General features: G+C 44.9%; 21 protein-coding genes and 1 pseudogene. 6 read left to right on the top strand and 16 right to left on the bottom strand.

Annotated elements, in window-relative coordinates; all coding sequences use genetic code 11:
* Positions 1-217: 217 nt before the first annotated feature.
* A complete protein-coding gene (locus L696_RS0124470) occupies positions 218-1,369 on the bottom strand; it encodes an iron-containing alcohol dehydrogenase (RefSeq protein ID WP_025685968.1) in 1,152 nt (383 codons plus the stop codon).
* Positions 1,370-1,652: 283 nt separating this feature from the next.
* Between L696_RS0124470 and exlX the strand changes: the two genes are divergently transcribed.
* Both exlX and L696_RS0124480 read left to right on the top strand, forming a co-directional pair.
* Positions 1,653-2,366, top strand: a complete 714-nt coding sequence (gene exlX, locus L696_RS0124475) for an expansin ExlX (protein ID WP_025685969.1) — start codon at positions 1,653-1,655, stop codon at positions 2,364-2,366.
* 273 nt (positions 2,367-2,639) lie between these two features.
* Positions 2,640-4,901 (top strand): AraC family transcriptional regulator, encoded by a 2,262-nt coding sequence (locus L696_RS0124480; protein ID WP_025685970.1) that lies wholly within the window; start codon positions 2,640-2,642, stop codon positions 4,899-4,901.
* Positions 4,902-5,224: 323 nt separating this feature from the next.
* Here L696_RS0124480 and L696_RS0124485 read toward each other — a convergent pair whose 3' ends face one another.
* The 5 genes from L696_RS0124485 to L696_RS0124505 form a co-directional block, all read right to left on the bottom strand.
* Positions 5,225-6,766, bottom strand: a complete 1,542-nt coding sequence (locus L696_RS0124485) for an extracellular solute-binding protein (RefSeq protein ID WP_025685971.1) — start codon at positions 6,764-6,766, stop codon at positions 5,225-5,227.
* 115 nt (positions 6,767-6,881) lie between these two features.
* Entirely contained in the window at positions 6,882-7,775 is an 894-nt protein-coding gene (locus tag L696_RS0124490; protein WP_025685972.1) for a carbohydrate ABC transporter permease, read from the bottom strand.
* Between the two features lie 18 nt (positions 7,776-7,793).
* On the bottom strand, positions 7,794-8,789 hold the full coding sequence (locus tag L696_RS0124495) for an ABC transporter permease (RefSeq protein WP_025685973.1): 996 nt from the start codon (positions 8,787-8,789) through the stop codon (positions 7,794-7,796).
* 206 nt (positions 8,790-8,995) lie between these two features.
* On the bottom strand, positions 8,996-9,343 hold the full coding sequence (locus tag L696_RS0124500) for a hypothetical protein (protein ID WP_025685974.1): 348 nt from the start codon (positions 9,341-9,343) through the stop codon (positions 8,996-8,998).
* An 83-nt stretch (positions 9,344-9,426) separates the two neighbouring features.
* The gene (locus tag L696_RS0124505) at positions 9,427-9,651 is read right to left on the bottom strand and encodes a hypothetical protein (RefSeq protein WP_025685975.1); all 225 of its coding nucleotides are present in this window, start codon (positions 9,649-9,651) and stop codon (positions 9,427-9,429) included.
* 92 nt (positions 9,652-9,743) lie between these two features.
* On the opposite strand from L696_RS0124505, the gene L696_RS0124510 reads away from it, so the two are divergent.
* On the top strand, positions 9,744-9,923 hold the full coding sequence (locus L696_RS0124510; protein WP_025685976.1) for a hypothetical protein: 180 nt from the start codon (positions 9,744-9,746) through the stop codon (positions 9,921-9,923).
* A 534-nt stretch (positions 9,924-10,457) separates the two neighbouring features.
* Here L696_RS0124510 and L696_RS0124520 read toward each other — a convergent pair.
* Complete coding sequence (locus L696_RS0124520; protein WP_025685978.1) at positions 10,458-11,345, bottom strand: DMT family transporter; 888 nt, start codon at positions 11,343-11,345, stop codon at positions 10,458-10,460.
* Positions 11,346-11,534: 189 nt separating this feature from the next.
* On the opposite strand from L696_RS0124520, the gene L696_RS0124525 reads away from it, so the two are divergent.
* Together L696_RS0124525 and L696_RS0124530 are read left to right on the top strand one after the other, a co-directional pair.
* Entirely contained in the window at positions 11,535-12,284 is a 750-nt protein-coding gene (locus L696_RS0124525; RefSeq protein WP_025685979.1) for a YdcF family protein, read from the top strand.
* Between the two features lie 447 nt (positions 12,285-12,731).
* Positions 12,732-13,802 (top strand): SDR family oxidoreductase, encoded by a 1,071-nt coding sequence (locus tag L696_RS0124530; protein ID WP_025685980.1) that lies wholly within the window; start codon positions 12,732-12,734, stop codon positions 13,800-13,802.
* 46 nt (positions 13,803-13,848) lie between these two features.
* Here L696_RS0124530 and L696_RS0124535 read toward each other — a convergent pair whose 3' ends face one another.
* Together L696_RS0124535 and L696_RS0124540 are read right to left on the bottom strand one after the other, a co-directional pair.
* Positions 13,849-14,229, bottom strand: coding sequence for a winged helix-turn-helix transcriptional regulator (locus L696_RS0124535; protein WP_025685981.1), 381 nt, complete (start codon positions 14,227-14,229; stop codon positions 13,849-13,851).
* 244 nt (positions 14,230-14,473) lie between these two features.
* Positions 14,474-14,944, bottom strand: a complete 471-nt coding sequence (locus tag L696_RS0124540) for a 2-thiouracil desulfurase family protein (RefSeq protein ID WP_025685982.1) — start codon at positions 14,942-14,944, stop codon at positions 14,474-14,476.
* A gap of 515 nt (positions 14,945-15,459) precedes the next feature.
* Here L696_RS0124540 and L696_RS0124545 point away from each other — a divergent pair.
* A pseudogene (locus tag L696_RS0124545) lies at positions 15,460-15,825 on the top strand (sigma-70 family RNA polymerase sigma factor); the annotation flags it as partial.
* Here the strand turns inward: L696_RS0124545 and L696_RS0124550 are convergent.
* From L696_RS0124550 to L696_RS0124585, 7 genes are all read right to left on the bottom strand, one after another.
* Complete coding sequence (locus L696_RS0124550) at positions 15,820-17,319, bottom strand: recombinase family protein (RefSeq protein WP_025685984.1); 1,500 nt, start codon at positions 17,317-17,319, stop codon at positions 15,820-15,822. The pseudogene L696_RS0124545 and the gene L696_RS0124550 sit on opposite strands and share 6 nt — an antisense overlap.
* A 162-nt stretch (positions 17,320-17,481) precedes the next feature.
* Positions 17,482-17,847 carry a phage holin, LLH family gene (locus L696_RS0124555; protein ID WP_025685985.1) on the bottom strand — a complete coding sequence of 122 codons (366 nt, stop codon included), beginning with the start codon at positions 17,845-17,847 and terminating at the stop codon, positions 17,482-17,484.
* Positions 17,848-17,865: 18 nt separating this feature from the next.
* On the bottom strand, positions 17,866-18,747 hold the full coding sequence (locus tag L696_RS0124560) for an N-acetylmuramoyl-L-alanine amidase (protein ID WP_025685986.1): 882 nt from the start codon (positions 18,745-18,747) through the stop codon (positions 17,866-17,868).
* A gap of 133 nt (positions 18,748-18,880) precedes the next feature.
* The gene (locus tag L696_RS32195) at positions 18,881-19,222 is read right to left on the bottom strand and encodes a hypothetical protein (protein ID WP_025685987.1); all 342 of its coding nucleotides are present in this window, start codon (positions 19,220-19,222) and stop codon (positions 18,881-18,883) included.
* 98 nt (positions 19,223-19,320) lie between these two features.
* Positions 19,321-23,697, bottom strand: a complete 4,377-nt coding sequence (locus tag L696_RS0124575; protein ID WP_025685988.1) for a hypothetical protein — start codon at positions 23,695-23,697, stop codon at positions 19,321-19,323.
* A 4-nt stretch (positions 23,698-23,701) separates the two neighbouring features.
* Complete coding sequence (locus tag L696_RS32200; RefSeq protein WP_081750790.1) at positions 23,702-24,142, bottom strand: glucosaminidase domain-containing protein; 441 nt, start codon at positions 24,140-24,142, stop codon at positions 23,702-23,704.
* Positions 24,115-25,614: a hypothetical protein gene (locus L696_RS0124585; RefSeq protein WP_025685990.1), complete on the bottom strand. Its 1,500-nt coding sequence runs from the start codon at positions 25,612-25,614 to the stop codon at positions 24,115-24,117. Before L696_RS0124585 ends, L696_RS32200 begins: the two co-directional genes overlap by 28 nt.
* Positions 25,615-25,653: the final 39 nt, after the last annotated feature.

Genomic DNA, 25,653 nt, shown 5'->3' on the forward strand with positions numbered 1-25,653 from the left:
CAAGGCTAATACCGACAGGGAGACCCCGGTTCCAATAATCAAATGGGCTCTTCCCATCATGATGCATAACATCCTTTCGTTGCAGCATACAACAGAGTTCGACATCACTCTATTTGAATCAGCATGATTCGATTGTATACGACAAACAAAAAGAGAACAATAGTTCGCTTATTATATTTAAAGGATATCGTTCAAAAGTCCCGGTTAAAAATTCGCCTTACAGTATTTTTTGGAACAGCGCGATAACTTCTTCTTTGGTCGGCTGAAACGGATTACCAGGCGCACACGCATCTTTCATCGCATTGTCGGCTAACAGATTAAGATCCGGGTCCGTTACCCCCAGCTCAGATAAGCGTTTCGGGATTCCAACCTCCTGCGCCAGTCCGCGGATGGCATCCACGACAAATTCAGCGCACTCCTCGTCAGTTCGCCCTCTGACCGAGAATCCGATCGCTTGAGCGATCGGTCTGAATTTACGGGGAACATGCTGCGCATTGGCCTCCTGCACATAGGGCAACAGCATTGCATTACATACCCCATGCGGAAGGTTATACACACCGCCAAGCTGATGTGCCATCGCATGTACATATCCCAACCCCGCATTGTTGAAGGCCAGCCCTCCCAGAAAAACAGCATATACAAGCTTTTCTCTTGCTTCGATATTTTGACCGTTCTCCACAGCTTCTGGCAAATAACGGAATATCAGCTCGACAGCGGCCAAGGCAGTGGCATCTGTCACCGGATAAGCACCTGGTGTAACCAGTGCCTCAATCGCATGAGTAAGCGCATCCATACCTGTTGCAGCAGTTAATTCAGCCGGCTTACCCACCATTAATTCGGGGTCATTTACGGAGATGCAAGCCAGACTATTTTTATCAACCATGACCATTTTAACCTTACGCTTCTCATCTGTAATGACATAGTTTATGGTGACCTCACTGGAAGTTCCCGCCGTTGTATTCACCGCCACAATTGGAACGGACGGTCGTTTGGATTTGTGAACACCTTCATATTCTGAAATATGTCCTCCATTGGTGACAATGATGCCAATAGCTTTGGCAGCATCCTGAGGCGACCCACCGCCTACCGAGATGAGAACATCACATTCGTTATCCTGAAATACCTTGACCCCTTCGTGAACATTGTCACAGGTAGGGTTAGGCTGTACTCCGTCATACACGATATATGGAACTTCATGCTGCTCCAAAACAGCAACAACCCGGTCGGTAATCCCATTTCGACGCAGCCATTTATCTGTCACGATAAGCGCTTTCATAAATCCTTTCTCTTGCAGCATCGGTCCCAGATCCCCAAGACATCCAATCCCCATCAAGTTTACTGGCGGTGCATAAAAGACGTTCGTTCCCATGCGTAAACCCCTCCCTTGTGCTTTTCGTTCTCCAATCATCCCTGCTCTCTGATATTAAGCTCCATCTTCCTGATCCTACCATCTGACCGAGCAAACGTCTGCGAAAAAAAGCACAGTTCAATCATTCCCATAAAAACACGCAATAAGGTCTAGAAGCATGTTGAAAAATATTTACAAAATTTTCTTCTTGCCTCAAAAGCCTATTGTATTATTTGAAATATTATGTAATATAGTGTTTATATTTAATATATGAATCTATTAAATGAACAAGGAGGAAATAATTATGAAAAAGAGTTCTTCGTTTCGCAAGTTCAAAACGGTTGGGCTGGCATCATTGCTAAGTCTTGTTTTGTTCGCTCTCCCCGCTTCAGCTGCTTGGAATGATACATACACAGGGTACGCCACCTATACCGGATCTGGCTACTCAGGAGGAGCATTACTACTTGATCCCATCCCTTCCGATGCCAAAATTACGGCTCTTAACCCTACACAACTGAATTATAACGGGATCAAAGCCGCATTGGCAGGAGCATATCTGGAAGTACAAGGCCCCAAAGGCAAAACAACCGTCTACGTAACCGATATTTATCCTGAAGCTCCAAGTGGTGCGCTCGACCTGTCCCCGAATGCCTTTAACCAAATTGGCAACCAAATTGATGGAACAATCAATATCTCATGGAAAGTCGTCAAGGCTCCAGTTACTGGCAACGTCTCCTACCGCATTAAAGAAGGCAGCAGTCAATATTGGGCAGCCATTCAGGTACGCAATCATAAATATCCCGTTTTGAAGCTGGAGGTCCAACAAAACGGTCAATGGATCAATCTTGAAAAACAGGACTACAACCACTTTTTGGGGACTAATTTAGGAAAACAGCCTCTAAAAATCCGAATTACGGACATTCGCGGGGTTGTGCTGAACGATACAATCCCGGCTTTGCCCGAAGAGGGCTCAGGCGGAGCCTATATCGTGAAAGGTAATGTGCAGTTCCCTGACTGATTGTAGATATCTCCCTACAGCTTGAACCCCGTCAGGTACAAATAGCTGCATACAACCGATGCTGTCCACTTGGGACAAGCTTTATGTAATCCCCAGGCTGGGAATCGACGCAAGCGATTTTGCGTGTCAGGTTCCTGGCCTTTTTACGAGAAAGTCATTATTTTTCATAAAAAATTGGTTTGTTCACTGTCCTGTTCACAGGAAGGCACGTATAATGAATACATAATTAGGGTTTATTTTGGCTATATGCACATAGACAGGAGACCTGCCCACATGAGCAATTTCAAAAAGCATCACAAGCTTCACAGCAAATTGCTGATCAGTATCACGTTATGTATTACGCTGACGTTGCTGGTATCTACCACGGTGTATTATTTTTATTATATTCGGGTGGAGAAGGAGCAGGCATTCGAAGCTAATCACAGTAGCCTGGCACTGAGAAGCAGAGAGGTCATTAACATGACATCCATTGCCCAATCGTTGGCCTTCCAAATGTACCGCAGCAGCACCCTGTCCAAGTTGTTGTATTATACCAAACCCAATGTATATGATGTAACCGCTTCCATGTCTGAGCTGAACAATTATCTCAATTCTATGCCGTACATTGAATCCATCTATGTGTATAATCCGAAAAGCGACACCTTCTACATTTCATCCTTACGGGGGCAAAACGGGTTATACAGCAAAAGTGAACTGGCTGACACGGATATTATACGCGTGCTGGACCATTATCAGGATTATAAGCCATTTACACCTATTCCACGCACCTATCCGCTGCTGTCTGCGTCTGACTCCGTTGCCGGAGCAGATCAAGCCAGCACAGACATTGCCGCCTATACGTATTTATGCTACGACGCAATCAACTCGAACGAAGCGATGAATTCGGCTGTGATCGTCAATGTATCTGCGACCTGGATGAACAAGGAAATGGCCACGAATCCGGCATCAGGCGGAGCGGCTTATATTTTGGACGATCAAGGTAGACTTTTATCCGGCGCGACACTGGCAGACGAATCTTTGAACGAAAAAGAACAGCTATGGCTGCATACCCGAGTCAAAAAACAGGAAACAGGATATTTTGTAGAAAATTTTCACGGTAAAAGATCACTCATTTCTTATACCTCCCAGGACGGACTGGGTTGGCAGTATATTAGTGTCACCCCATATGAAAGCGTTATTAAAATGGCGAGTGTTATTCGTAATGCGATGCTGCTGATTGCCGTTGTCATTGCATTGGCAGGGTTTGTGGCTTCCTGGCTACTGTCCAGAATGCTGTATACCCCCATTGGGCAGATTGTTGTCCATATGAATTCACTCGAATCAGAAAAACGAAACAGCATGTATACGATCCGGCAAAACATTTTACGGAATATTATTCGAGGAGTCCATTTGCTTCCTGCTGGAGAGGAACCGGAGCGGTTGCGTGAGCTTGGAATTACATTCCAGTTCGATAAAGACTATCGACTGGTGCTGCTACGAATAGATGAATATGCTCGGTGGCAAAGTGAACGCGGTCCTGACCTGTTGCCCTATAAGTTCGCTATGATGAATATCGCTTCTGAAATATGCGGGCAGACGTACCAGGTGGAAGCCGTTGATATCGACGAAGACAGCATCCTATTGATGCTCAACATTCTTGATCCTGCGGAGCATACAGATACCGTACTGCTGGAAACCTTATTGCGCCAGATACGCGAAGCTTGCCTTGAATACTTGAAGCTGAGTATATCTCTGACCTATAGCGCCATCGCAAGCCAGCCGGAACGACTACATCTGTTGTATCGTCAGGTACAGGAATCGTCCATGCACCGATTTTTTCAAGGGCACGGCTGTATTATTGATGCGCAGAACACCATTGACGCAAATACTCAAAATGCTTACGTATATCCGTCGGATAAGGAGAAAAAATTGCTAGACACGCTGTTATCTGGTCATACGGAGGAAGCTCATGGCATGTTCAAGGACTTGCTGATGCATATGGAGAAATATTCGTTTTCCATCGTGCAGGTAGCCATATCTCGGCTGATGATGAGTGTGAATCATGCCATTCAGCATATGAGTGAACGTAATGGATTTGCTCCCGAATCTATACCTGAATTGCCATCCACGGATCAGTTGGAGACGGCCCAGGAGCTTATCGAACAATATCAATTGCTCTTTGATCATGTCCGTTCCAGCCTATTGGAAAAACGAAACACGAAACAAGAGCGGCTGGTACGGCAAATTAATGAGCGAATAGAGCAAGCCTATGCTGATTCGGATTTTTGCCTCAACCAGATCGCTGAAGAGCTGGATATGTCGCCGATTTATGTCAGTAGGCTATACAAGCAACAAACCATGTCTACCATCGTAGATGTCATTCAACAGCTACGCATTCGCAAAGCCTGCGAGCTGCTGGAGCAAACCGACTGGTCGGTAGCTGACGTGGCAGAACAAACCGGATTTGCGAGCAGCTCTTATTTTCACCGTATGTTCAAGCGTAGCTTGGGCGTGACGCCGACAGATTTTCGCCGTTCTAAAGCAAATGCGCAGTAAGTAGGGCGATAGTTAGATGCCTTATGCGATCACTCCGAGGACGGAACGTTGCTCCCATCGCTGTTGTCTCCGGATTTTTTGAATTTTCCCTTAGCGGTATAAATTCGGAGACAAAGGCGACCGCTAACGCTTGTACGCAATCGTTCCGTCCTCTCCGCTACTTTCAGCGGTTTACTCCACTTCTCAAAGACAAACACTTCCCATCACCACCGTCTTCGTTAATGCCATTAAAAATAGACTGACATTAAAAAACAAGCCTCCAACTTCCTGGAGACTTGCTTTTTCTTTTTATCCAACTGTTAAAATCTCTTTGCCTTGCCCAATTACTTGATGCCCTTCTCCTTGACGTAGGCTTCCCATTGTTTTGTATATTCGGTTTGGATTTTCTCCAGGCCAGCCTGGTTCGCCTTCTGCAAGAAGGTCTCCAGACCTTGATCTACGTTGTCGATCAGTCCAGCCTGGAGCGGATAGAGATATTGCTTTTCTACTTGCTCCAGAGCGGCTTTTTCAGCCTGATAGGTCGTGTAATCCTCGGCAAAGCCGGTAAACAGGTCAGGCTTTTGGATTTTATCCAGCTCTGCGAAAATCTTCTTCACACGGTCAAAGCCTGAATCAAACAGCATGTATTCCGGGTTACGCCATGCCCAGCTATTCATGCCTTCCCGTGAGAATCCGTTGGAACTGCCGCTACCGATCATTTGATAGTAACCGTCTTTGACTTCATAGTTTTTGCCCTCAATACCGTATTGCGTGAGCAGGTTATAGCGTTTGTCCGTGACAAGCTTTTCATAAAAGGCTAATGCGCGTGCAGGGTTAGGACTGCTTTTGGGAATCGCAAAGCCGTTATGAATCGGATGCACTGGAGTTGCAAATCCCGTCGTCAGCGGGAACGGATAGTAATCCAGCTTCCAGTCCGGGTGAGACGCTTTGAGCTTAATCACCATGTCATTAAAACGGGTCGGATTGTCACCGAAAATACTCGCTGCTTTACCGGAAGTTACCTGATCCTGAAGCGTATCCTTTACGTTCAATACGTTTTTAGGGATAAATCCTTTGTCGGCCCAGCGTTTGTAGGTGCTCAGCTCTTCTTTTTGCTCATCTGAACCCCAATATTTATAAACCTCTGTCGGTTTCTCATATTTAATACCAATGCCGTAAGGCAGTGCACCCACGCTCTTCGTCACCAATTCGGAATAACGGTCATGCAGGTTCCCTTTGATATCACTGTTCAGGGAGATGGGTTTCATGCTAGTCTCATGCTGACGAATGCCATCCAAATAAGCCTCGTAGCTCTTCATATCAGTAGGCTTAGGCAAGTTGTATTTCTCACGTAAATCCTCGCGCCATACAAATCCGTTTGTAACGTATTCCTTGTATGTGCCAGGCACGGTGTAGATTTTGCCTCCGATTTTAACGCCATCCCACATCTCCTGAGGCACAAATTTTTGCAAGGCAGGTGCCGCCTTCGGCAGCAGATCATCAAGTGGCAAGAATGCGCCTTTCTTGGCATACGCCTGATACTGCGTCCAGTCTGCGGTAAAGATCAGGTCAATCGGCTGGCCGGAAGACAACAGCAGCTTATACTTCTGATCCCAGTCCGTCCACGTCGTATAGTTAAATTTGACGGTGGCATTCAAATCTTTTTCCGCCAATTTATTGATTTCAGTCTCAATAGCAGGTAAATCCTTCGGAGCATCACCCAGCATATAAAATTGCAGTTGTACCTTTTGGGTTTTATCGTCCTCTCCGCTTGCCTTTTGTGCACTGTTTCCGCTACCGCCTCCACATCCGGCTAATAACGCCATGATAACCATAACTGCAATCAGGATGGACATGCGTTGCTTTCTTTTCTTTGTAAATGTCATGTGAATCCTCCTTTTGAAGTGGTTGCTGGGTTTAATAAAACGCTTACAATGTATGTTGTCAAGAATGGCACAACGTCAGCACGTCATGCCTTCTTTAAACCAATGAGTGTCCACTTTAGCCTTTTACAGCACCAATGGTCAAGCCCTTGACAAAATAACGCTGAACGAATGGATACAGCAGTAAAATGGGCCCGGTAACCACAATAGCCATTGCCATTTTGGTCGACTCGGTCGGCATGTCGTTGGATAGTGATACGCCAGTACCTGCCCCCATTTGAGCGATAAACTGCATCGAGTTGATTACATTATACAAATAATATTGCAACTGATATTTATGTGGATCATTAATAAAGAGTGAAGATGAGAACCAGTCGTTCCAATATGCCAGGGCCAAAAACAGCCCTACAGTGGCGATGCCCGGAGTAGATAGAGGCAGCACAATCCGATAGTAGATTTTAAAATCACCTGCACCGTCAATTTTAGCGGACTCGAACAGTTCTTCCGGCATGGAGGAACGAATGAAGTTTTTCATCAAAATGATCAGAAACGGAGTCATTAATCCCGGGAAAATAAGCACCGTATACGTATCTAGCAATCCCAAATACTTCGTCAGCATAATGTACCAGGGTACTAACCCGCCCCCGAACAACGTGGTAAAGTAAATATAGAATGAGAATGCGTTCCGGTATTTAAAATCTTTACGCGCCAGCACATATCCCGCCATCGTCATCAGGAACAGACCCAACGTCGTACCTACTACGGTTGTAAAAATGGTCACCCCGTACGCCCTCAGCACCTCTTCAGGAAAGGTGAACACCGTCCGGTATCCTTCCAGCGAAAATTCCTGTGGAATAAAATGATAGCCATCTCTGATAATCGACTCATTACTGGTCAATGATGCCGAAATAATAAGTAGAAAAGGCAGTAAACAAGCAATAGAAGCAATAACGATTACCGCATAAGAAATAATCCGAAAAATTCGGGTATAGACATCCTCTTTGATCGCCATCCGTTTGGGTCCTCCTTTCTAGAACAAGGCATATTCGTCGTTCAACCTGCGAATGATGTAGTTCACGGTCATGATCAGCACGAAGCCGAACAAGGACTGGTACACGCCTGCTGCCGAAGCCATGCCCACATCAAAGGTTACTTTCAGCGAACGGTACACGTAAGTGTCCAAAATATCCGTTGTATTGTACAGCACCCCATTATTGCCGATTAATTGATAGAACAGGTCGAACTGTCCCTTCATAATACTGCCGAGCGCGAACAGCAGCAGCACGACAAACGTCGATTTGAGCATAGGCACGGTAATGTACCAGATCCGCTGAAAAATGTTGGCCCCGTCCATTTTCGCTGCCTCATAATACTCGTCGCTAATGCCTGTAATGGCCGCCAGATAAATCACCATACTGTAGCCGAGATTTTTCCACAGGTAGAACAGGATAATCAGGAAAATCCATACCCACGGCTTGTTGTATACATCCACGCGTTCACCGCCAAATTGCAGCAGCAGCGTGTTTAGAAAACCGTTGTCATAATTAAATATGTTGTACACGATGACGCTTAGAATAACGAAAGAAACAAAATAAGGCAGGAACATCACAGATTGAGCTACCTTTTTAAAATAACGGCCACGCAGCTCATTCAGCAAAATCGCGCACACAATCGCCAGCACGTTGCCGAGTAAAATAAATGCTGCGTTGTATCCGATCGTATTCAATGTCAGTTTGGTCAGCGTGCCGGATTGCCATAAAAACTGAAAATTCTGGAGTCCGACGAACTTGGCATCGAACAAGCTGGTATTGAAGTCAAACTGGGTAAATGCATAATAGATACCCACCATAGGAATGTAAGAGTTAATGAAGAAAAAGATCAAGGTCGGCAGCAACATGAGAAATAATATCCGATTGCGGATCAGTTCATGGAAAAATCCTTTTTTCCTGCCGCTTGCCAGCCTCCTCCCGTTCAGACGGGAATCTGTCGTGAGCATAGCGGAACTCTTAGGCACAGGCTGATTCAATGTGAGTCACTCCCCTCTGTATACGTTACCGACAGCATGGTTTACAGCACCGCCGTTGTATGCCTTTATTTTATGTAAGCGTATTCAAAATGAAAAGTGAAGCCTTGCATGCTTCATGAACAAAGGAGTGTACAGGGGGGTGAACAATTCGGATATTTGTGAAGTATTGTGTGATGTCAGGCGTCTGATCGACGCCCGAAACCCACTTACAAAGCATAATTGAACGTTTGAGGCTGTCCTTCACTATCATGTAGCTCGAAGCGCAGTTCACCGTCATTTTTGTTCTGACCGATAAACTTAATACCATCTTCCCTGAATCCGTTCAGTTGCTCAGGAGCTAATTGAAGCAACTCATACACCAACAATGACTGGTGGGTTTTAAGATTAAATAATATTAAAAAGCCCTCATCATTCGATCTGGCAAGAATAAATCCCTCGCCCATGCCTTCCACTGCAAAGCTGTCCTTCAATCGACCGGAAAGCTTCCCCATATTCCATGTTTCTTTTACAGAACCATTACCGTCAATCAGACGAACGGTCTGCCCATCGTTCATGACTGCTTTACCATTTTTTACGACAAGGAGATCGCTTTGTCTCTATTCTTTTTAATTTTACAGTTTATTGGAAGCGAATTTGCTCATTTATAGTAATAAATATTTACTCCTTTTCCATTCCAAGAGTTAACTGCATTAGACCAACCGTTTTTAACAACAGAGGTTAAACTATCCGCCGCCCATTTATAGCTCATATTTTTAGAATAATAGCGCCAATTTTCTGTCTCATTTGCGTGGACATATGTACTCAAAGATAGAAAAAGCGTGGCGCATAACAAAGGAGTAAAAAATTTTTTGAAATTTTTCATAGTAACCCCCCTAGTTTTTTGATAATATATCCAATATATCTTATGTATTCAATATTATTGACATAAATGGAAAATAATTAGGAGGAATCATCATGAGACTTATAATTATGATTCTATTACTAGCTATTATGATGGGGTGTGGTGATCAAAATCCACCTAATGATAAGGCTATGAGTACCACCGACACTTTAGCAATTGAAACTATTCGGGATAACCCGGATGCAGATTCTTTCTTCTTGATAGGCGTGTCTATATTAAACATGAGGAAATAGAGCATGGGCAAAATCAATTGGGAGACTTACTAGGAAGAATCAAAAGTAACTATGCGGATGGTATAACTTTTAAGAACCTGATGTCTACCAAACTTCCCGTGGACACAGAAATTTATCGCATTAAAAATGAGGATTCAGTGGATCAGGTTATTGCTAAGCTAAATAACAAATTTTTTATCTATAAAGCGTTGGTCGAGGGCTGAAGTATGCCTGAGGATTTGAATACAACCATGGTCAGCAATAACGATAAAGAGTTCATTGAAGCTTTATCAAGGCATGTATAATATTTTCGATCAAATATCCTGTCCGTTTTTGTAGACAGACTGTAGACGAGTTCAAAATGTACAACAATTTTAGATAATAAATAATGGCACTTCATAGCAACTAACTCCCCGAAAATCCTTGTAGAATAAGGTTTTGGGGGAGCCATAATATCATCAGGTGGAAGATAAAAAGTATGGGACAGATGTTAAAATCCTCTAAAAAAGGACCCTGCTACCTGCGCAGAGTCCTTGCTTGTACCATATTCTATTTTCAAGCTTGCTGTACTACTCTCGCTCTGCGATTCACCAAATAAATGCTAAGCCCGATTAAGATCAGACCGATTAGCAGGAAAGCCGTAATCGCTTCGCGCAGCACCAAAGAGCTGACAAACACCGAAATCACAGGCACCAAAAACGTATAAGACGCAACCTTACTCGCATCCCCTGAGTTAACCAGTGTAAAATACAGCAGCCATGAGAGCGAAATACCCAGCACAATGCCGAACACCAGCCCTGACACATAAGGAACATTCCATACGATGTCTGACCAGCTTTCCGTCACTGTTCCGGCTCCTGTCAGCACGATGCCTCCCAGTGTGCATTGAAATGCGACCAGCCACAGCGAATCCACGCGCTGGTTTACCTTTTTCACATATACTGTACCCAATGCCCAGCTCACGGCTGTAATAATAGCGATCACTACACCTGCCACAGCCACATGTCCCGAAAATCCTCCGACACTGACAGCTGCAACGCCCAAAAATCCGATGACCAAACCTGTCACCTTAAGTCCGGACATCGCTTCACCCAGCCACATCCATGCAAAAATCCCGACCAGTACAGGCTGGAGATAGACCAGCACTGAAAACAGGCCGGACGGTACGTACATCAGTCCCACTGTTTGCAGACCGTAAAACAGTACCACGTTAAAAACACCCGAAATGGCGTAGACACGCCAATTTTCTTTCCAACGGATACGATTCCATCTCGGTACTAAAATCGCTCCTAACAGCAGACCTCCGAGCAACGTACGCAACCCCGCAAACAAAAGTGGAGGTGTAAACTGCAACGCTACTTTATAGATGGGCCAAGATATGCCCCATAATACAACCAGCAGCGCGATCATCATGATCCGCTTGGCTGTCGTTAACTCTCCCATGCTGCTTTCGCTCCTCTATGAAAAAAATCACTAGACTTTATATATTACGCCTATGGTACAACTTTATCAAACAAAAAATATGGATTGGAAAGCACAACTCCAGACAGAGGAATCCGGTCATTTGCCTATGTTACAATATACCAAACCAAAAAGAAAAATAGAGATTGAAGGATAGGAGGATGTCTGCACTTGATTTATATCATCAAATTTTTATACAGCTTCGTGCTGCCTCCCGGTTTATTTATCCTCGTGATGGTTGGGCTTGTGATCTGGCTGTGGAGGCGTGCGCGTAAACCTGCTTTCATTCTACTCATTGTCACACTACTGCTGTATGGCTCCTCCACCAATTGGGTCGGTGATTTGCTGATCAGCAGTCTGGAAAAACAGTACCCGCAGCCTCATGCCGTGCAAGGCGATGTTATCGTTGTGCTTGGCGGCGGAGCTACAGAGGGAACACCTGATATCAACGGACAAGGTAATCTGCTGGGTTCAGCGGCCAATCGGCTACTCACTGCGGTACGGTTGCACGAAGCAACGGGCTTACCTATTCTGTTTTCCGGTGGACAGGTATTTGGCGACAGTGGCAACGAAGCGAATATTGCCCAAAGACAGCTCCTGGGACTCGGTATTCCCGCAAAAGATATTCTGATCGAAAACCGTTCCCTGAACACGCAGCAAAATGCCGTGTATACGTCCCAAATTTTGAAGCAGCATCAGCTCACCAAACCCATTTTGGTAACCTCTGCCTTCCATATGCCACGTGCGGCGTTGGAATTTCAGCGTGCAGGCATGTTGGCTGTACCTTATCCGACAGACTATCTGGCAAGTGAAAATCTTTCACTATATGCCGCCAAGCTCTCCCCTTCTGCCGGAGCCATGGCTACTACTGGAACAGCCCTCAAGGAGTATCTGGGGATTCTTGCTTTGAAGCTTAAATAATGTGACGTATATCTAGCGTATAGGCACACATCACAAACAAGCGCCTTGGCAGCTCGCAGGTGTAAACCTGTAAGCTACCAAGGCGCTTGATTTTACCATGAGTCCAAAGAAAATAAAGTAGTGGACTGAAAATTATCAAGACCTAAACTTAAGGAAATCAAATAAAATAAAGGGTTCTACATATTATGCATGACTAATATGTAGAACCCTTTATTTTTAACTATCGTTTCCTGTTAATTAAACTACCTTTGAAAGCTAGCGCCGAGTATACCCATCTACCATAATGATTAAGAAAGCAAAGAGAGAGTTGACTGACTTCTTTTCATCTGAATATACCTCGATTACTTTAAAGTGCTTATGTCACTTTAAAGTGCGTACTTCCTATGTATGGTTAGTTGATGCAAGATAATGTTGTACAAAGAATAGTACAGAAGGAGCTGAAACACTATGAATAATGAATCTACAACAACACGCAAAGTCGCCTTGGTCGTAGGTGCTAATGGTGTTATCGGTCGCAACCTCATTGATCACCTCATCTCTCTTCCTGATTGGGACGTGATCGGCGTATCGCGTCGCGGTGGAGAATCTAGCAACCATGTTCGATATGTGGCTGCGGATCTACTCAATATAGACGATCTTCACGAGAAGTTAAGCGATTTAACTGGGGTAACACACATTTTTTATGCTGCTTACCAAGACCGTCAAACTTGGGCTGAACTTGTTCCACCGAACCTCGCCATGTTAGTGAACATCGTAGAAGTGATCGAACCAATCGCGTCGGGCTTGAAACATGTCAGTCTGATGCAGGGATACAAGGTATACGGCGCACATCTCGGCCCGTTCAAAACTCCTGCTCGTGAGACAGACGCTAACCACATGCCTCCTGAGTTCAATATTGATCAGCAAGATTTCTTAGAACAACGGCAAAAAGGTAAGGCTTGGACTTGGTCTGCACTCCGTCCTTCTGTAGTCTGCGGCTTCTCGCTTGGAAATCCGATGAACCTCGCAATGGTCATAGCGATTTACGCTTCAATTTCGAAGGAACTTGGAATACCTTTGCGGTTTCCAGGTAAGTCGGGAGCTTACAACAGCCTCTTGGAGATGACAGACGCTGGGCTTCTCGCAAAGGCAACAGTATGGGCGGCGACCGACGAGCGCTGTGCGAATCAGGCATTCAACATTACGAACGGCGATCTGTTCCGTTGGAATGAGTTATGGCCGAAGATCGCTCAATACTTTGGTATGGAAACAGCACCTCCGTTGCAGATGTCTCTGGACGTTGTCATGGAGGACAAGGAGCAGCTTTGGAACAAAATGGTTGAGAAGCATGGGCTTGCTCGGAATTCCTATAAAGACGTATCCTCTTGGCTATTTGGCGATTTCGTGTTTGCATGGGATTACGATTTTTTTGCCGACGGAACTAAGGCTCGTCGTTTAGGCTTTCACGAATTCGTCGATACCGAAGCAATGTTTATGAACATCTTCAACGACTTCCGCAAGCGTAAAGTCATCCCGTAAACTACCGTATAAAATAAGAAAGCCGACCTTGTATTGGGTCGGTTTCTTAACTGTTATTTACGTCTGTAAGCATTGGATTAGCCAGAACAGTAGCCTTTCCCTCGTACTTTCTCTCTATATGCGAATCCCCCCAACGGCACATCAGATGTAGGAGTTCCTTTAGACTCCAGCCGTAGTCTGTCAACTCATACTCAACTCTAGGTGGTACCTGATTATAGGAAATACGTAAGATGACGCCCTCTTCTTCAAGCTCCCGAAGGTGCTGCGTTAACATCTTTTGAGTAATTGCGGGAATCAAGCTCTTAAATTCATTATTACGTTTCTTACCGAATGTCAAATGAAAGAGAATAACAGGTTTCCATTTCCCACCAATTACCTCTAAAGTTGCCTCAACTGCAGTGTTGTAAATTTTTTCAGTCTTTTTCACACAACTTGCCCCTTTTCGAATATTTCGACACAGGTCATTGGTAACTCCTGATGAATTGGAGCCATTAAATGTCCCTATTAAACATTATAACTACAACCAAAATGTTACGCTATCCTGCCCGTTAGCTTAATGAGGCCACGACAGTCTAATACTTTATTTTCTTCTGACACCATGAGTCTTTCTTTCATGAGCACTGTGAGAGTTCAAAATCTGTATTTTATCCTACTTTCATGCTCCGAACCCACTACATATCCTCATGCAGGAAAATTTCCGATATTAGTTCCTCCGATATCACCTTGAAGCCTTCCCTTTTCAGCAAAGCCGAGGTCACGCCATTACCCGCTATTTTCCGGTTTTCAAATGACCCGTTATAGATGGCGGCTGATCCGCAGGATGGACTGTTTTCTTTTAAAACAATAAGCGTAGCGTTAATCTCCTTAGCTATGTTCAAAGCTTCGTATGCACCTTTAATGTACATCTCACTGACATCGTTGCCCGAGGACTCAACCACCTTGGCTGTACCGTTCAGTACATCCTCCCCCGTCCCGCCCACAATTTCAGCAGGCGGTCTCGGCGTCATAAAGCCCCCCAACAGTTCAGGACAGATGGTTACAGCCTTCTTTTCCTCTACCAACTTCTGAATATGTACGTCCAAGCTATCCGTCCCGTTATACCGGACCTTCATCCCTGCCAAACACGAACTTACCAAAATCATCTGCTTCCACCTCATGTCCATTGCTTTTCACAACTTAAGTCATTTAAGTATAATCAAATTTTCTCATAGAGTCATCGTACAAACCGAAGAATGCCCGACTGCAATGGCATCCAGCAAAAAAAACAATAAGCCCTCTTATCATTGCACACCTCCATATTCTGTTATTTGTCTATAGAATACGATTTAAAATGTGGAGGTGTGTGAAAATTTTGATATTTTAATGTAAAAATATCCACCAGAAAAATGCTGATGGAGTTCTTGTCGTTTCGAGCTATGTATTGCAAGTTACCCTTTCAACATGTACATCCGTTCCTTGCCGAGTCACTACTATTTCATCTCCTACGATGATCATTCCAAATAAAGATGCCCTTACTTTCTATTCCCATAAATTGTTACGGAGCAGTTTTCGGAGTACAGGCACGGATGGGCACCTGCCCACATACAATAAACAGATCACAAGCCCGGTAAGGTACCATAAACCGGTAAGTTCGCAACTACCTCAGGAGGTGTCATCCGTGCCCGGACTATTTGGCGCTATCGCTCTGTTCATCAAGGAATTGACGCTACTCGTCTCTTACGTGAAAAACAACGCCTTTCCGCAGCCATTGACTGAGAAAGAGGAAGCCCGACACCTGAAGCTGTTTGCCGAAGGCAACGCGCAATCCCGCAACACACTAATTGAACACAACCTCCGACTAGTGGCTCATATTGTGAAAAAGTTTGATAACACCGGTGAAGATTTGGAGGACCTTATATCCATCGGCACCATCGGACTGATCAAAGCCATTGAAAGCTTTCAGACCGGGAAAGGCACCAAATTGGCAACGTTTGCGGCCCGGTGTATTGAAAACGAGATCTCAATTACAATAGAGGTGCTAAAAGGTGATGATGTTCACTTCATCTTTAGTTACCCTTACTTCTCTAACTACTCGACGGATTAAATTTTGCTTATCCTCAAACGTAAGCTCATCAGGATTAAGGGTCAGGTAGTATTCCAAAGTTTCCTTGAGCAGATTACGACTGCTTTCAAAATTCTGTACATTATCCGCCTCAGCAGTCAAATCAGCATGACGTTGCTTTAAAACCTCTTCACGTTCTGCGAGTTCCTTAAGTTCCTCTCTTATTTCCTCTTCACCCATCCCGATATCAGAAGAGAACAACTTTATAAGACGTTTACGAGCTGCCTTTGTCTTCTCCATGTCCTTTTCAATCCGTTCTAGTTCTTGATCAGAAAACGAATCTTGAGTAGCTTCTAGACTGGCTGCTGCAATTTCTTCCGGTTGGGACAACCATGCGTGTACTCTTTCCCAAACGATAGTATCTAAGGTTTCACAGGAAATCTTCATGCCGCACCCTTTATTCTTTGCTCCAGATGTGTTCTTTACGTCGACATAATCTAATACGTATTTCCCCCAATTCTTACTTCTTCTTCCTGTCATAGTATTCTCACATACTCCACAACGGACCAGACCAGATAGTAGATACTTACGAAATCCATTCTTGGCAAAGCGGCGACGTGCCTCTCCCAGAAGCTTTTGCGCTTGCTCGAATTGAAACTCTGTTATTATCTGCGGGCAATCAACATAAATCCATTCTTCTTTCGGACGCATTTTTATAGGTACTTTCTCGCCTTTAGGCTTATGTTTATTTCCTAGCATACCTTGCGTATCCCATTTATTTTGGGCAAATTTCCCTGTATAAGTTTCATTCATAAGTATCTGCCGAACTACCTGTTTATGCCATACCTTTGCGCCACGCTTTGTCGGTATTTTCTCGCCTGTAAGATATACAGCTATACCGTTTATACCTTCCGCAATCTCGTTAGGTTGGGTGAATAGGTTGAAAATAAGTTGGACTACGCGAGCTTCATCCTCGTTTATAAGGAGTGCATCGTTTTCCTTGTCAAATTCATATCCATACGTAAAATTGTTTTTGACCACTTTTCCTTGGTCGGCTTTCTCTTTTCGACCACGACTCATGCGCTCATTTATCTTTGCTTTCTCAAATTCAGCGACAGCACCGCGCATAGAGTAGAATAATTGACCTTCTGGTGTCTTGGCATAATCACCATTAATGAAAATAAGTTCTGCACCATTTCGTTCAAATTCATCTGTTATGATAAGTTGAAGCATGAGTTTACGGGCTAACCGATCCGGGTCCAAACAAATGACTTTTGTAATAATACCCGCTTTTACATCTTTTCTAAGCTGTGTTAGGCCAGGACGTTCCAGAAATTCTCCTGAATACCCTTCATCCGGATATATTTTAACGTCATCTGTCCCGGCTTTCTTCTTCCCTTCTCTGATCTGAAAGTCTATCGAAAATCCCGTGCGTGCTTGTTCGTCTGTTGATACTCGTGGATAAATTCCGATCACGCTGCACACCCCCATATTTCTGATAGAGATAATCATAACAGGCGGATCGCAGCTTGTCAGTAGAATCAGACGTTATAAACTTTACATGCATGTGTGCATCACCTCAGCACATCATATGTGCCGGGGGATTGTCCCTATAACAAAAAAAGAGCCCCGAAGGGCTCAAGCAGACTTTTTCGTATTTGCATTGTAATCTTGCACAGCCTTTTCGATCACGGCCCGTATCTCCTGTTCAGTTACATTCAAGCCCATTACACGCAATCTGCCAATCACATAGTCAATGGCTTCCTGTAGTTTCTTATCTCCTTCGAAGTCCTTGAACACGGATTCAGCATAAGCAACCGCCTCAACGCCAACTTTGTGTAAAAACTCCCGGTCTTTAACAGACGTATTGGATACATAGTATTCAGTAGCCTTCTGCTGTGCCTTTTTAAGAGCACTTGTAGCAATCGTAGCCAATAGACCAATCAGTGCAGTTACGATGGTTACCACGTACGGTTGAGCTGCTTCTATTAATTGTTCCTTCATTGTATATCGCTCCTTTAATTATAATTTAGGGAAAATATCTACCCGTTTAGGATTTTTCTTGTCCCAGAAAATGCGTGCTCCAAGTGCTGCTGTAAGTGCGCGCACTGGCACATGACCGATGCCGTTGATGTTGACTGTTTCTACCGCAGCGCCGTTGATAGTAACCTTGCCGCCTGTATATCCGATCTTACCGCCAAGCATCTCACCGATTGGTCTGGATGGTACAAAGGTTGTATTGTTAATGCTGAATCCTGTAAAGTCCTGACCACCTACAATGACCTCCATTGTCGGGTATGGCGCTGTCTCGGCTGGTTTAGGTGTAACTGGTGCTGGTGTAGGCTTTGTATCGGGTCCCGTAAACGGTACGCCTACGTGAGCGCACAAGCCTTTTGCAATGGCTAGAGCAACATTGTTTTGAAAGTCGTTGTCAAAGAGCGTTGCTTCTTCCACCGCGTTGCTAATAAAGCCGACTTCAACCAGAACTGCATCCATTGTGGTAGATCGAATTACCTGGAAGTTACCATAAGCCACACCGCGATCTCTAAGCCCTGTAGCTGCTACCATATGTTTGTGTATGGTGTTGGCAAGGTTCTTGCTGGTAGGACGCATATAGTACGTCTCTGTGCCTGTTGCGTCCGGGTTGCTGCTACTGTTGGCATGGATGGATACAAAGGCATCTGCTCCAGCTTTGTTAGCGATGGATACGCGCTCTTTAAGCTCCAAAAACACGTCTGTACCGCGCGTAAGGATCACCTTAAGTTCCGGATTGTCCTTTAGAAAAGCCTCAACCTTAATCGCCATAGTAAGGTTAAAATCCTTTTCCTTCTTGCCAGCAGGCCCAACTGCTCCCGGGTCCTTTGCTCCATGTCCTGCATCAATTACGATTATTTTTTTCGCCATCTCGTTGTCCCTCCAGTTGTTGGATTTGTCGGCATCTTGGGCATAGGTAGACGTCGCCCAGAATAATAAAAAGGGCCGTCTTGGCCCCCTCAGAAAGTTTGGCAAATCTTCGTTTGGCGTGTTCGCATCCCATTCAATCCCCACCTCCTGCATTATTATATCTATCTTGGATTCCATCCGCATAATTCGTATATCTTGCTCCTCCGTCAGTAGCCAAGGAAGCCACTTCCGAAGCAGTCTTTTCACTTTCTTTTGCTTCAAGATCAAAAATATTATTCCGGCCGCCGTTGACAGCGAAAGCCCATTCTTGATGATCTGTTCTGCCGCGCTCACTATAAAGTCGTACATCTCTGTCCACCGCCGGGTATAAAAACTTGTCTCGTGCTGTCGGTCCGAGTAACCATAAAACCATATTCAAAAACTCTGGAGATACCGCACACTCTCGGCTATCATCATCCAGCTCTATATACTCCATAATGACCTCCATAAAGAAAAGGACCGCCAGATAATCCGGGGTCCTTAATAAGGTGTGTAGTTAGTAATCATTACCACCAGTTGCCATATTGTAAACGGTTATTTAGCAGATAAATTGAATTCTTGCATAATCTGCTTACGCGCATTTTCGCTAGCTTTTTTAAGCGACTTTTCCATTTGCTTTGCCTTTTGCTCAGTTGTTCCACTAAGATTCCTAATTCTACGTGCTGTCTCTTCACCCTGAACCTGAGATAAGCGACTAAACTGCTCGCCTGTAAGCTTGTTACCCTTAAGTGTTTTACCCGGTACACGTGGAGCCAATGTTTCGTCTTCTGTTTCAGTGATCAGGTTAACCACTTCCTGAGCTTCGGGAGATAGTTTATAACGAGACGGGAACCCGGGATTTAGGAATATGTTAGTCAAGCTTGGATCTTGATAATTCCTTTGCTCTTGGCCTAAAGTGTCATATTTCTTAGGCAACATTTCTGCCAATCCAGGTATCTTCGCCTGAGCTTTATTAATTGACTGTTCTAACTTATTAGGAGAATATGTTTCTCGTTTGCTGTTATCCTGCGTCTGCTTAATCTGATTTAATATAGTAGGAATAAACGACGACGGAATATCAGAAAGCACGTCAACGATTTTGTCAGTAGCTGTTTGACCAGCATAACCTGATGCAGCGTTAGCAAGGCCTTTCAAGACTGATTGTTGTTGCAGCGTATTTATACCACCAGCAAAGCTATTGTATCCAGCTGCTAGCGTTCCGAGAACTGGGCCTTCGTCTGCCTCTTTCTCATCTTTCACATTCTTGTTAATATTTGCTCCCATAGATATAGCGATGGATACAGGCTGCATCCAGTCATAGGTATACAAAAGGTCACCCTCTTCTAGCTTCACATCAGAGTTAAATCCAGATTCCACAAAGCGACGCAATGCGGAAAGATTAACTTGATATTGTCCTTGACCCGCAGATTGTTGTAATGCTCTGATATCTTTATCTTTGCTAGCTTCACCTGTAATAATACCTTTGTCCATCAAGAAATATCCCATTCCCGTCATTCCAAATGTACCTACGATTGCACGTGACAAGGATAACATCATCTCTCTTGGATTAGACTCACCATAACGTAACCCTTTCATCAGTATATTAGCACTACGCATAAAACCAGCAGGACTATATTCCAATGCTCTCATAAGGAGTGCCCCAGGAGTGTTAGGATATTTAATAACCAGGTCTCCAATACCAAAATCTTTGTTAAAGTTTAGTGCTTTCTTTGCTCCTGACAAAGTACGAGATATTGCATTTTTGTCTTGGAACGTTACGTATTTTCCGTACTGGTCGGCTATCTCCAATATATTTTGGTCGGCACGGTTAATATAGTCTTGCACATATTCACGTGTTGGCTTAATGCCTTTGTTGATAGCTTCTAACGTGGCCATTTCTCCCAAAGTGTCATTATATGCTCTCATATATGCGGCATTGTCAAAGCCACGCAAGGATGCTCCAAGGGTCTTTTCGAGATACGTTAAAGGATTGTACTTTCCTTTAAAAGCTTGTCCGTTCAGATCGTATTGCGTCTGCAAACCGTTTATATTAATACCTTTCCAACCAGCCTTCGCGCCTTCCATCCAGCTTTTCCAAAACTGACCTTGGTTATGGGTTCGGAATGTCACATACCTCTCTTTTCCAGTAATTTTAGAACGCAACATGTCAATAGGTGTAGCTAGAATTTTATTTAAGCGCTCCACACGATAGAACAATTCGTTACCCAAAACGTTTCTTACTTGTGTTTTAGGATTAAGTAACTGCGCCATTGTCTGAGCAGAACTTACTTTTTTCCAAAAACCCGGTTTGTCCAAGGATTGTAAAATTACTTGTAAATCCTGAGATGCAATACGTTTCGCATCTCCAGATAAACCAGATACTTTACGAGCCAGCACCAACAAAGATTCAGCCTCATTATCAGTTAAGTTTTTCTCACGTATAACCTTTTCCGTTAGTTTCTCAGCTTGGCTAATGGTATTCTGGCTCACCTTCTTAGCAGATAGTTCAAAAGCTTCCTTAGAGCGTGCATATAATCCCTCTAGTGCTGGGCGAATCCCTTCGCCAAACTCTTTTACCATTTCTTCTGACCATTCCGAAAACTTAACTACATTTTTAGCCATCTTTGCAGCTCCGACAATAGCCTGATCAGCCCATACATCCAAAGGCAATGAACTAATTTGAATGCCGCGTGCACGCAGCCGTTCCCGTGCTGCTGCTTCCTGTGCATCCAGAAACTTAACTACATTATCGCGCACACGCTTATCTTTCATAGCTGGTGGTCTACGTGGTGGTGTTGGTTTAACCTTTCGACTGGATTCTTTTACGAACTGTTTGGATTCCTTGATAAAACGGGATAGTTGATCCAATTCAACATCATTCAGCTTTTCGCCAGCCTTAGCACGTTTCAAGATATCTACCACATCATTAGCCAAACCCTTAACACCAGTCATACGTTGCGTAGTCTCTGCTAGATCGGTCATTTTCGCTGCCATATCATCCGTTATTTTCACTTTTTCCGCTTTGGTAGGCAACTTCTCATTAACGCTGTTAGCAAGCTTCTGAGCACGCACCAGCACGCCTTCTGGAGTTAATCGTTCAAATAAGGAAAGGGCTTGGATGGACTGTCCGGCATTGGTTGCTTCTTCTGCTACTTTATTAGCAACATTGACTGCCATTTCATAATTTTTCTGCTGGTTATAATGGTCAATAAGTCGTTGAGCCGTTGCTGCTTTTTCCGCAGTGAAACGAGATTCACCCAGAACATAATTAGTTGCCTCGTTTACATCCTGAGTCAGTCGGCGGTTAGCCTGCTGAACTGTTTCTGCGTTTGTAATAGGTCGATATGTGGAGTCAAGACGTTCCGAAAACTCAGCTGGTGTTTTCTCAGACTGTCGTAACGTGCTGGCGAATCCACGCTCTACTGATCCGTCTTGGTTGATAATCTGTGCTTGGCGTTCATTAAGTCGCGAACCTCCCGGTGCTTCTGTAATATCGGAAACACGATTAATAGGAGGTTCATTAACGGCGTTCAATTTTGCGTTAGCTGCATCTATTCTTGCCTGCCGCACTCTCATGAATTCAGGTACGGAAGGATCGTTTATATTAAAGTTTTGCTGGCGGTTAATAGATGATTCATTCACTCGTTGAACTGGTTCGCGACTTGCACCCGGACGCGCCCCCACACGTTGCAAAGGGGTAGGTGCTTCACCAACAAAAGTGGAATTACGGCCTGCTGGAAGTCCTAACGGTTCCGGTGCCCAGTCTGTAGGGTTTACAATAGCATCGTCCCCACGCGCTAAACTAGAACGCTGTCCGGCCTGTGCCATGCGTTGATCACCACGACCAAGAGGTAAAGCTAATGTGTCCGCGCTTTGTGTCGCTGTATTACCTCTTCCCCTACCCAATGCTGCCCGTCCTGCGGCTCCCGCGCCTCTTATGAGCAAATCGCCGCCTGCTCCAAAAGCCGCCCCTAAACCTGCATTGTGCAGCATTTCCTGTCCGGACGTTTGATCTTGGTTGATTCCAATAGCTGTATTTCCAATAGCACCAGCAGCGGCCCCACTGAGAGCACCACGGGTAAAGCGGTCCGCTGTCCCGGCACTTACTCCCGGGATTCTAGCGGCTTGTCTGCTAATTGTATTTGTAAGGGCGTTCCCGGCGCGTGTAGCGAGCACGCCTTCAGCGGCTTCCAGCGGTCCAGTCAGCAAGTTTTGTCCCTTAACACCCGGAGCAGCAGGGTTAAATGCTAAACCGAACACACCGCCTACATTACCTGCATAGTCCGCTATTTTATCCGCTGTGGCGTTGCCTGTTGTGGTGTTGTAATACGGCTTATCACCTACAACCATACCACCGCCAGTACCAAAAGCGCGGTTTATGAAGTTGCCCGTATCTGTGTTTGACATTATACCAGTACCCCATTCAGCTAATGGCTGGAGCGGCTTGAGATATGGATTCTTGGCAACAGTATTTTTGATTTCTTGCATTCGCTGATCGTACTCAGACGTAGGACTAACATCTACGCCTGTATACTGTTTGTACGTTTTAATGGCTTTAGGATCGCCCATAGCAGCACGTGCAAAGGTACTGTTCTCTATATAACCGGGACCAATAATTAGCGCAGGCGGTAGCTTGAGACGGTTCTTTTCTCGGTTAGCTGCCTGTCGTTGCATTTCTTGCCCGGCGTAGTTCAAACCTTTGTTTGCAAAGTCCCTCACAGCCGGGTTGTTCAGGGTGTTTTTTACGGTATTTGTCACATTGTCTAGTAAAGTGGGAGGTGAAATATCGGCAGTACGATTTCGCACAGCCGCGAATTCACTTTCCGCATTACCGCCAACAAGATTGGGATTACTTGCACGGGCCAACACTCTGGCTCTGGCATCGGCTCCTTGTTTTTTTCGATTTCGCACTGCGTCAAATTCGCTTGCCATATAATCACCTCTTGAACATACTGTAATATTTTGATACGCCGCCTACCCAATTGCTATTAAGGTTAGTAGGATCATTGCCTGCCCCAACAGGTGCATATTTTCGCTGAATCTGCGGAATGGTGGTAAGACCCTTGTCGATATAATTACGTTTCAAATTGGACGCCATTTTATCAATGCCATCCTGTAAACTATTGAAGTTCATAAGACCATTCTTGCCCATCATGCCGCCAACGTTATTTCGATTTTTAACGGCTTTACTACTGCCATTGCCTGTTTCATGTACTGCTATGGCTGCTAATAAAGCCGGATCGATACCGTATTTTTTCCCAGCTTGTACAAATACATCGCCAGACCCTTTAAGAGCACCACTCAGAGTTTTATTTAATGCTGCCCCACTAGCCGTAGCTGTGGGGCTAGTCAGTTTCCCGAGTATAGCTTCTTGAATTTATCAATTTCCGCTTTTTGCATACCGAGAGACGAAAGAATTTGCCGAGTTTCAGTGTCACTCAGGCCAGCATCGACAACATTCTGGAACATCTCTTGACGTTTGCTTGCATCCGTGGTTATCTTCGTACCTTCTTTGACGCTATCACCGTCTGCATTTTTACCATAGATAGGAACCGAGTATAGTCCTTGCATGCTTTGCAGAACTTGGTTAGCTGTCAGGCCGCCAGACGCACCACTTGGATTAGCTTGTCTATAATCCAGATCAGCCCATTGCCGCGCGTTATCGTCCGACTGTAGCGCAAGTGTGGCTTGACGGTAGGCTGTGTTATTCCGCTCTTGCAAACTCTGTAGAGCATAATTCATGCCGAACTGGCTAACATCCCGGTCAAAGACAGCTTGCCATTGCTTGTCTGTAATAGCGTCCCGCGCCACTTGATAAGCAAAGTTTTGATCATATTGACGTACACCTTGGTTATACTGTGCTGTTTGTAGGTTCTGCGTAAATGCTTGACCCTGTGCTGCTAGATCCTGCTGTTGTGCTTGCAGAGTGCGGATACCCGGGTTAACAGCACGTGCCGCTGTTGAATTTACATTGGCTGCATATGCGTTAGGGTTAACGCCTAGAGAAAGGAGTTGCGCCCGTAATCCATCAGCCCGTGCGCTTAACTGTGCCCGTTGTTGGGCTGTTATTCCTTTTACTTCTCCTTGTTGCTTTAGTCCTATAATCTCATCAATGATTGGTTGCGCACCTTCTGGCGTCCAACTGCCCGTCATTTGGGCTTCCGTCACGCGGTTTCCGAATCCACGCTGATCCTCACCTTGGTACATCTGCGCCAGTGTTCCCATGTTGGCCAGTTGCTGTTGCTCCTGCGCTTGCTGGTTTTGATAGCGTTGGTAGGCTTGGCTGACTAGTGCTGGCACGACTTCCGTTTCTACGCGTCCCATTTGATCGGCTGCAATTTCGTCTGAACGATCGGAAGTAATGGTACTATTCAAAATTCCGCGACGGTTCATTTCAGCCATTGTCTGATTGGTGCCCGTTTTAATGTTGGCCTGCGCCCGTTGTAGAGCTGCCTGATACTCTGGATCGCTCTTAACGTCATAGCTGAATGGTGTAGACTGTTTGGTAGCTATCTGTTTCATTAGCCCCATCAGCTCTGATCCTTGTTGAGTGTTAGCGCTAGTGGTGTTAACTGGCTTAAATGGCGCTGCCGTTGGCTGTGCCTGCGTGGTTGTCGGCGACTTGTACCCGAGGTTGGTGGTCAGGTATTTTTGTTGTGCCGATGTATCCAAACCAGCGGCCTGCCGTTTCTGTATGACCTGTAAGGCTCGCTGTGTCTCGTTCTGCTTGTACGCGGCGTTACTGGATATATTGGATTGGTTCTGTGCAATCTTCTTCTTTAATACTCCCTCAGCCGTGTTATAGTTTGCGCCACCATTACCAATCTGTAATTGCTTAGTGACCGCCATAGTTTCACCCCTTTGGGCATAATAAAAGGACCCCCATAT

The sequence above is a fragment of the Paenibacillus maysiensis genome (assembly GCF_000520815.1).
GTDB lineage: Bacteria > Bacillota > Bacilli > Paenibacillales > Paenibacillaceae > Paenibacillus > Paenibacillus maysiensis.

Bases quoted from the DNA above. Each gene is read 5' to 3' on its own strand.
- L696_RS0124500 (WP_025685974.1), bottom strand. From the start codon at position 9,343: ATGAACGATGGGCAGACCGTTCGTCTGATTGACGGTAATGGTTCTGTA.
- L696_RS0124485 (WP_025685971.1), bottom strand. From the start codon at position 6,766: ATGACATTTACAAAGAAAAGAAAGCAACGCATGTCCATCCTGATTGCA.
- L696_RS0124520 (WP_025685978.1), bottom strand. From the start codon at position 11,345: ATGGGAGAGTTAACGACAGCCAAGCGGATCATGATGATCGCGCTGCTG.
- L696_RS0124585 (WP_025685990.1), bottom strand. From the start codon at position 25,614: ATGGCGGTCACTAAGCAATTACAGATTGGTAATGGTGGCGCAAACTAT.
- L696_RS0124470 (WP_025685968.1), bottom strand. From the start codon at position 1,369: ATGGGAACGAACGTCTTTTATGCACCGCCAGTAAACTTGATGGGGATT.
- L696_RS0124555 (WP_025685985.1), bottom strand. From the start codon at position 17,847: ATGAAGGAACAATTAATAGAAGCAGCTCAACCGTACGTGGTAACCATC.
- L696_RS0124530 (WP_025685980.1), top strand. From the start codon at position 12,732: ATGAATAATGAATCTACAACAACACGCAAAGTCGCCTTGGTCGTAGGT.
- L696_RS0124575 (WP_025685988.1), bottom strand. From the start codon at position 23,697: ATGGCAAGCGAATTTGACGCAGTGCGAAATCGAAAAAAACAAGGAGCC.
- L696_RS0124490 (WP_025685972.1), bottom strand. From the start codon at position 7,775: ATGGCGATCAAAGAGGATGTCTATACCCGAATTTTTCGGATTATTTCT.
- exlX (WP_025685969.1), top strand. From the start codon at position 1,653: ATGAAAAAGAGTTCTTCGTTTCGCAAGTTCAAAACGGTTGGGCTGGCA.
- L696_RS0124505 (WP_025685975.1), bottom strand. From the start codon at position 9,651: ATGAAAAATTTCAAAAAATTTTTTACTCCTTTGTTATGCGCCACGCTT.
- L696_RS0124540 (WP_025685982.1), bottom strand. From the start codon at position 14,944: ATGATTTTGGTAAGTTCGTGTTTGGCAGGGATGAAGGTCCGGTATAAC.
- L696_RS0124510 (WP_025685976.1), top strand. From the start codon at position 9,744: ATGAGACTTATAATTATGATTCTATTACTAGCTATTATGATGGGGTGT.
- L696_RS32195 (WP_025685987.1), bottom strand. From the start codon at position 19,222: ATGGAGTATATAGAGCTGGATGATGATAGCCGAGAGTGTGCGGTATCT.
- L696_RS0124480 (WP_025685970.1), top strand. From the start codon at position 2,640: ATGAGCAATTTCAAAAAGCATCACAAGCTTCACAGCAAATTGCTGATC.
- L696_RS0124560 (WP_025685986.1), bottom strand. From the start codon at position 18,747: ATGGCGAAAAAAATAATCGTAATTGATGCAGGACATGGAGCAAAGGAC.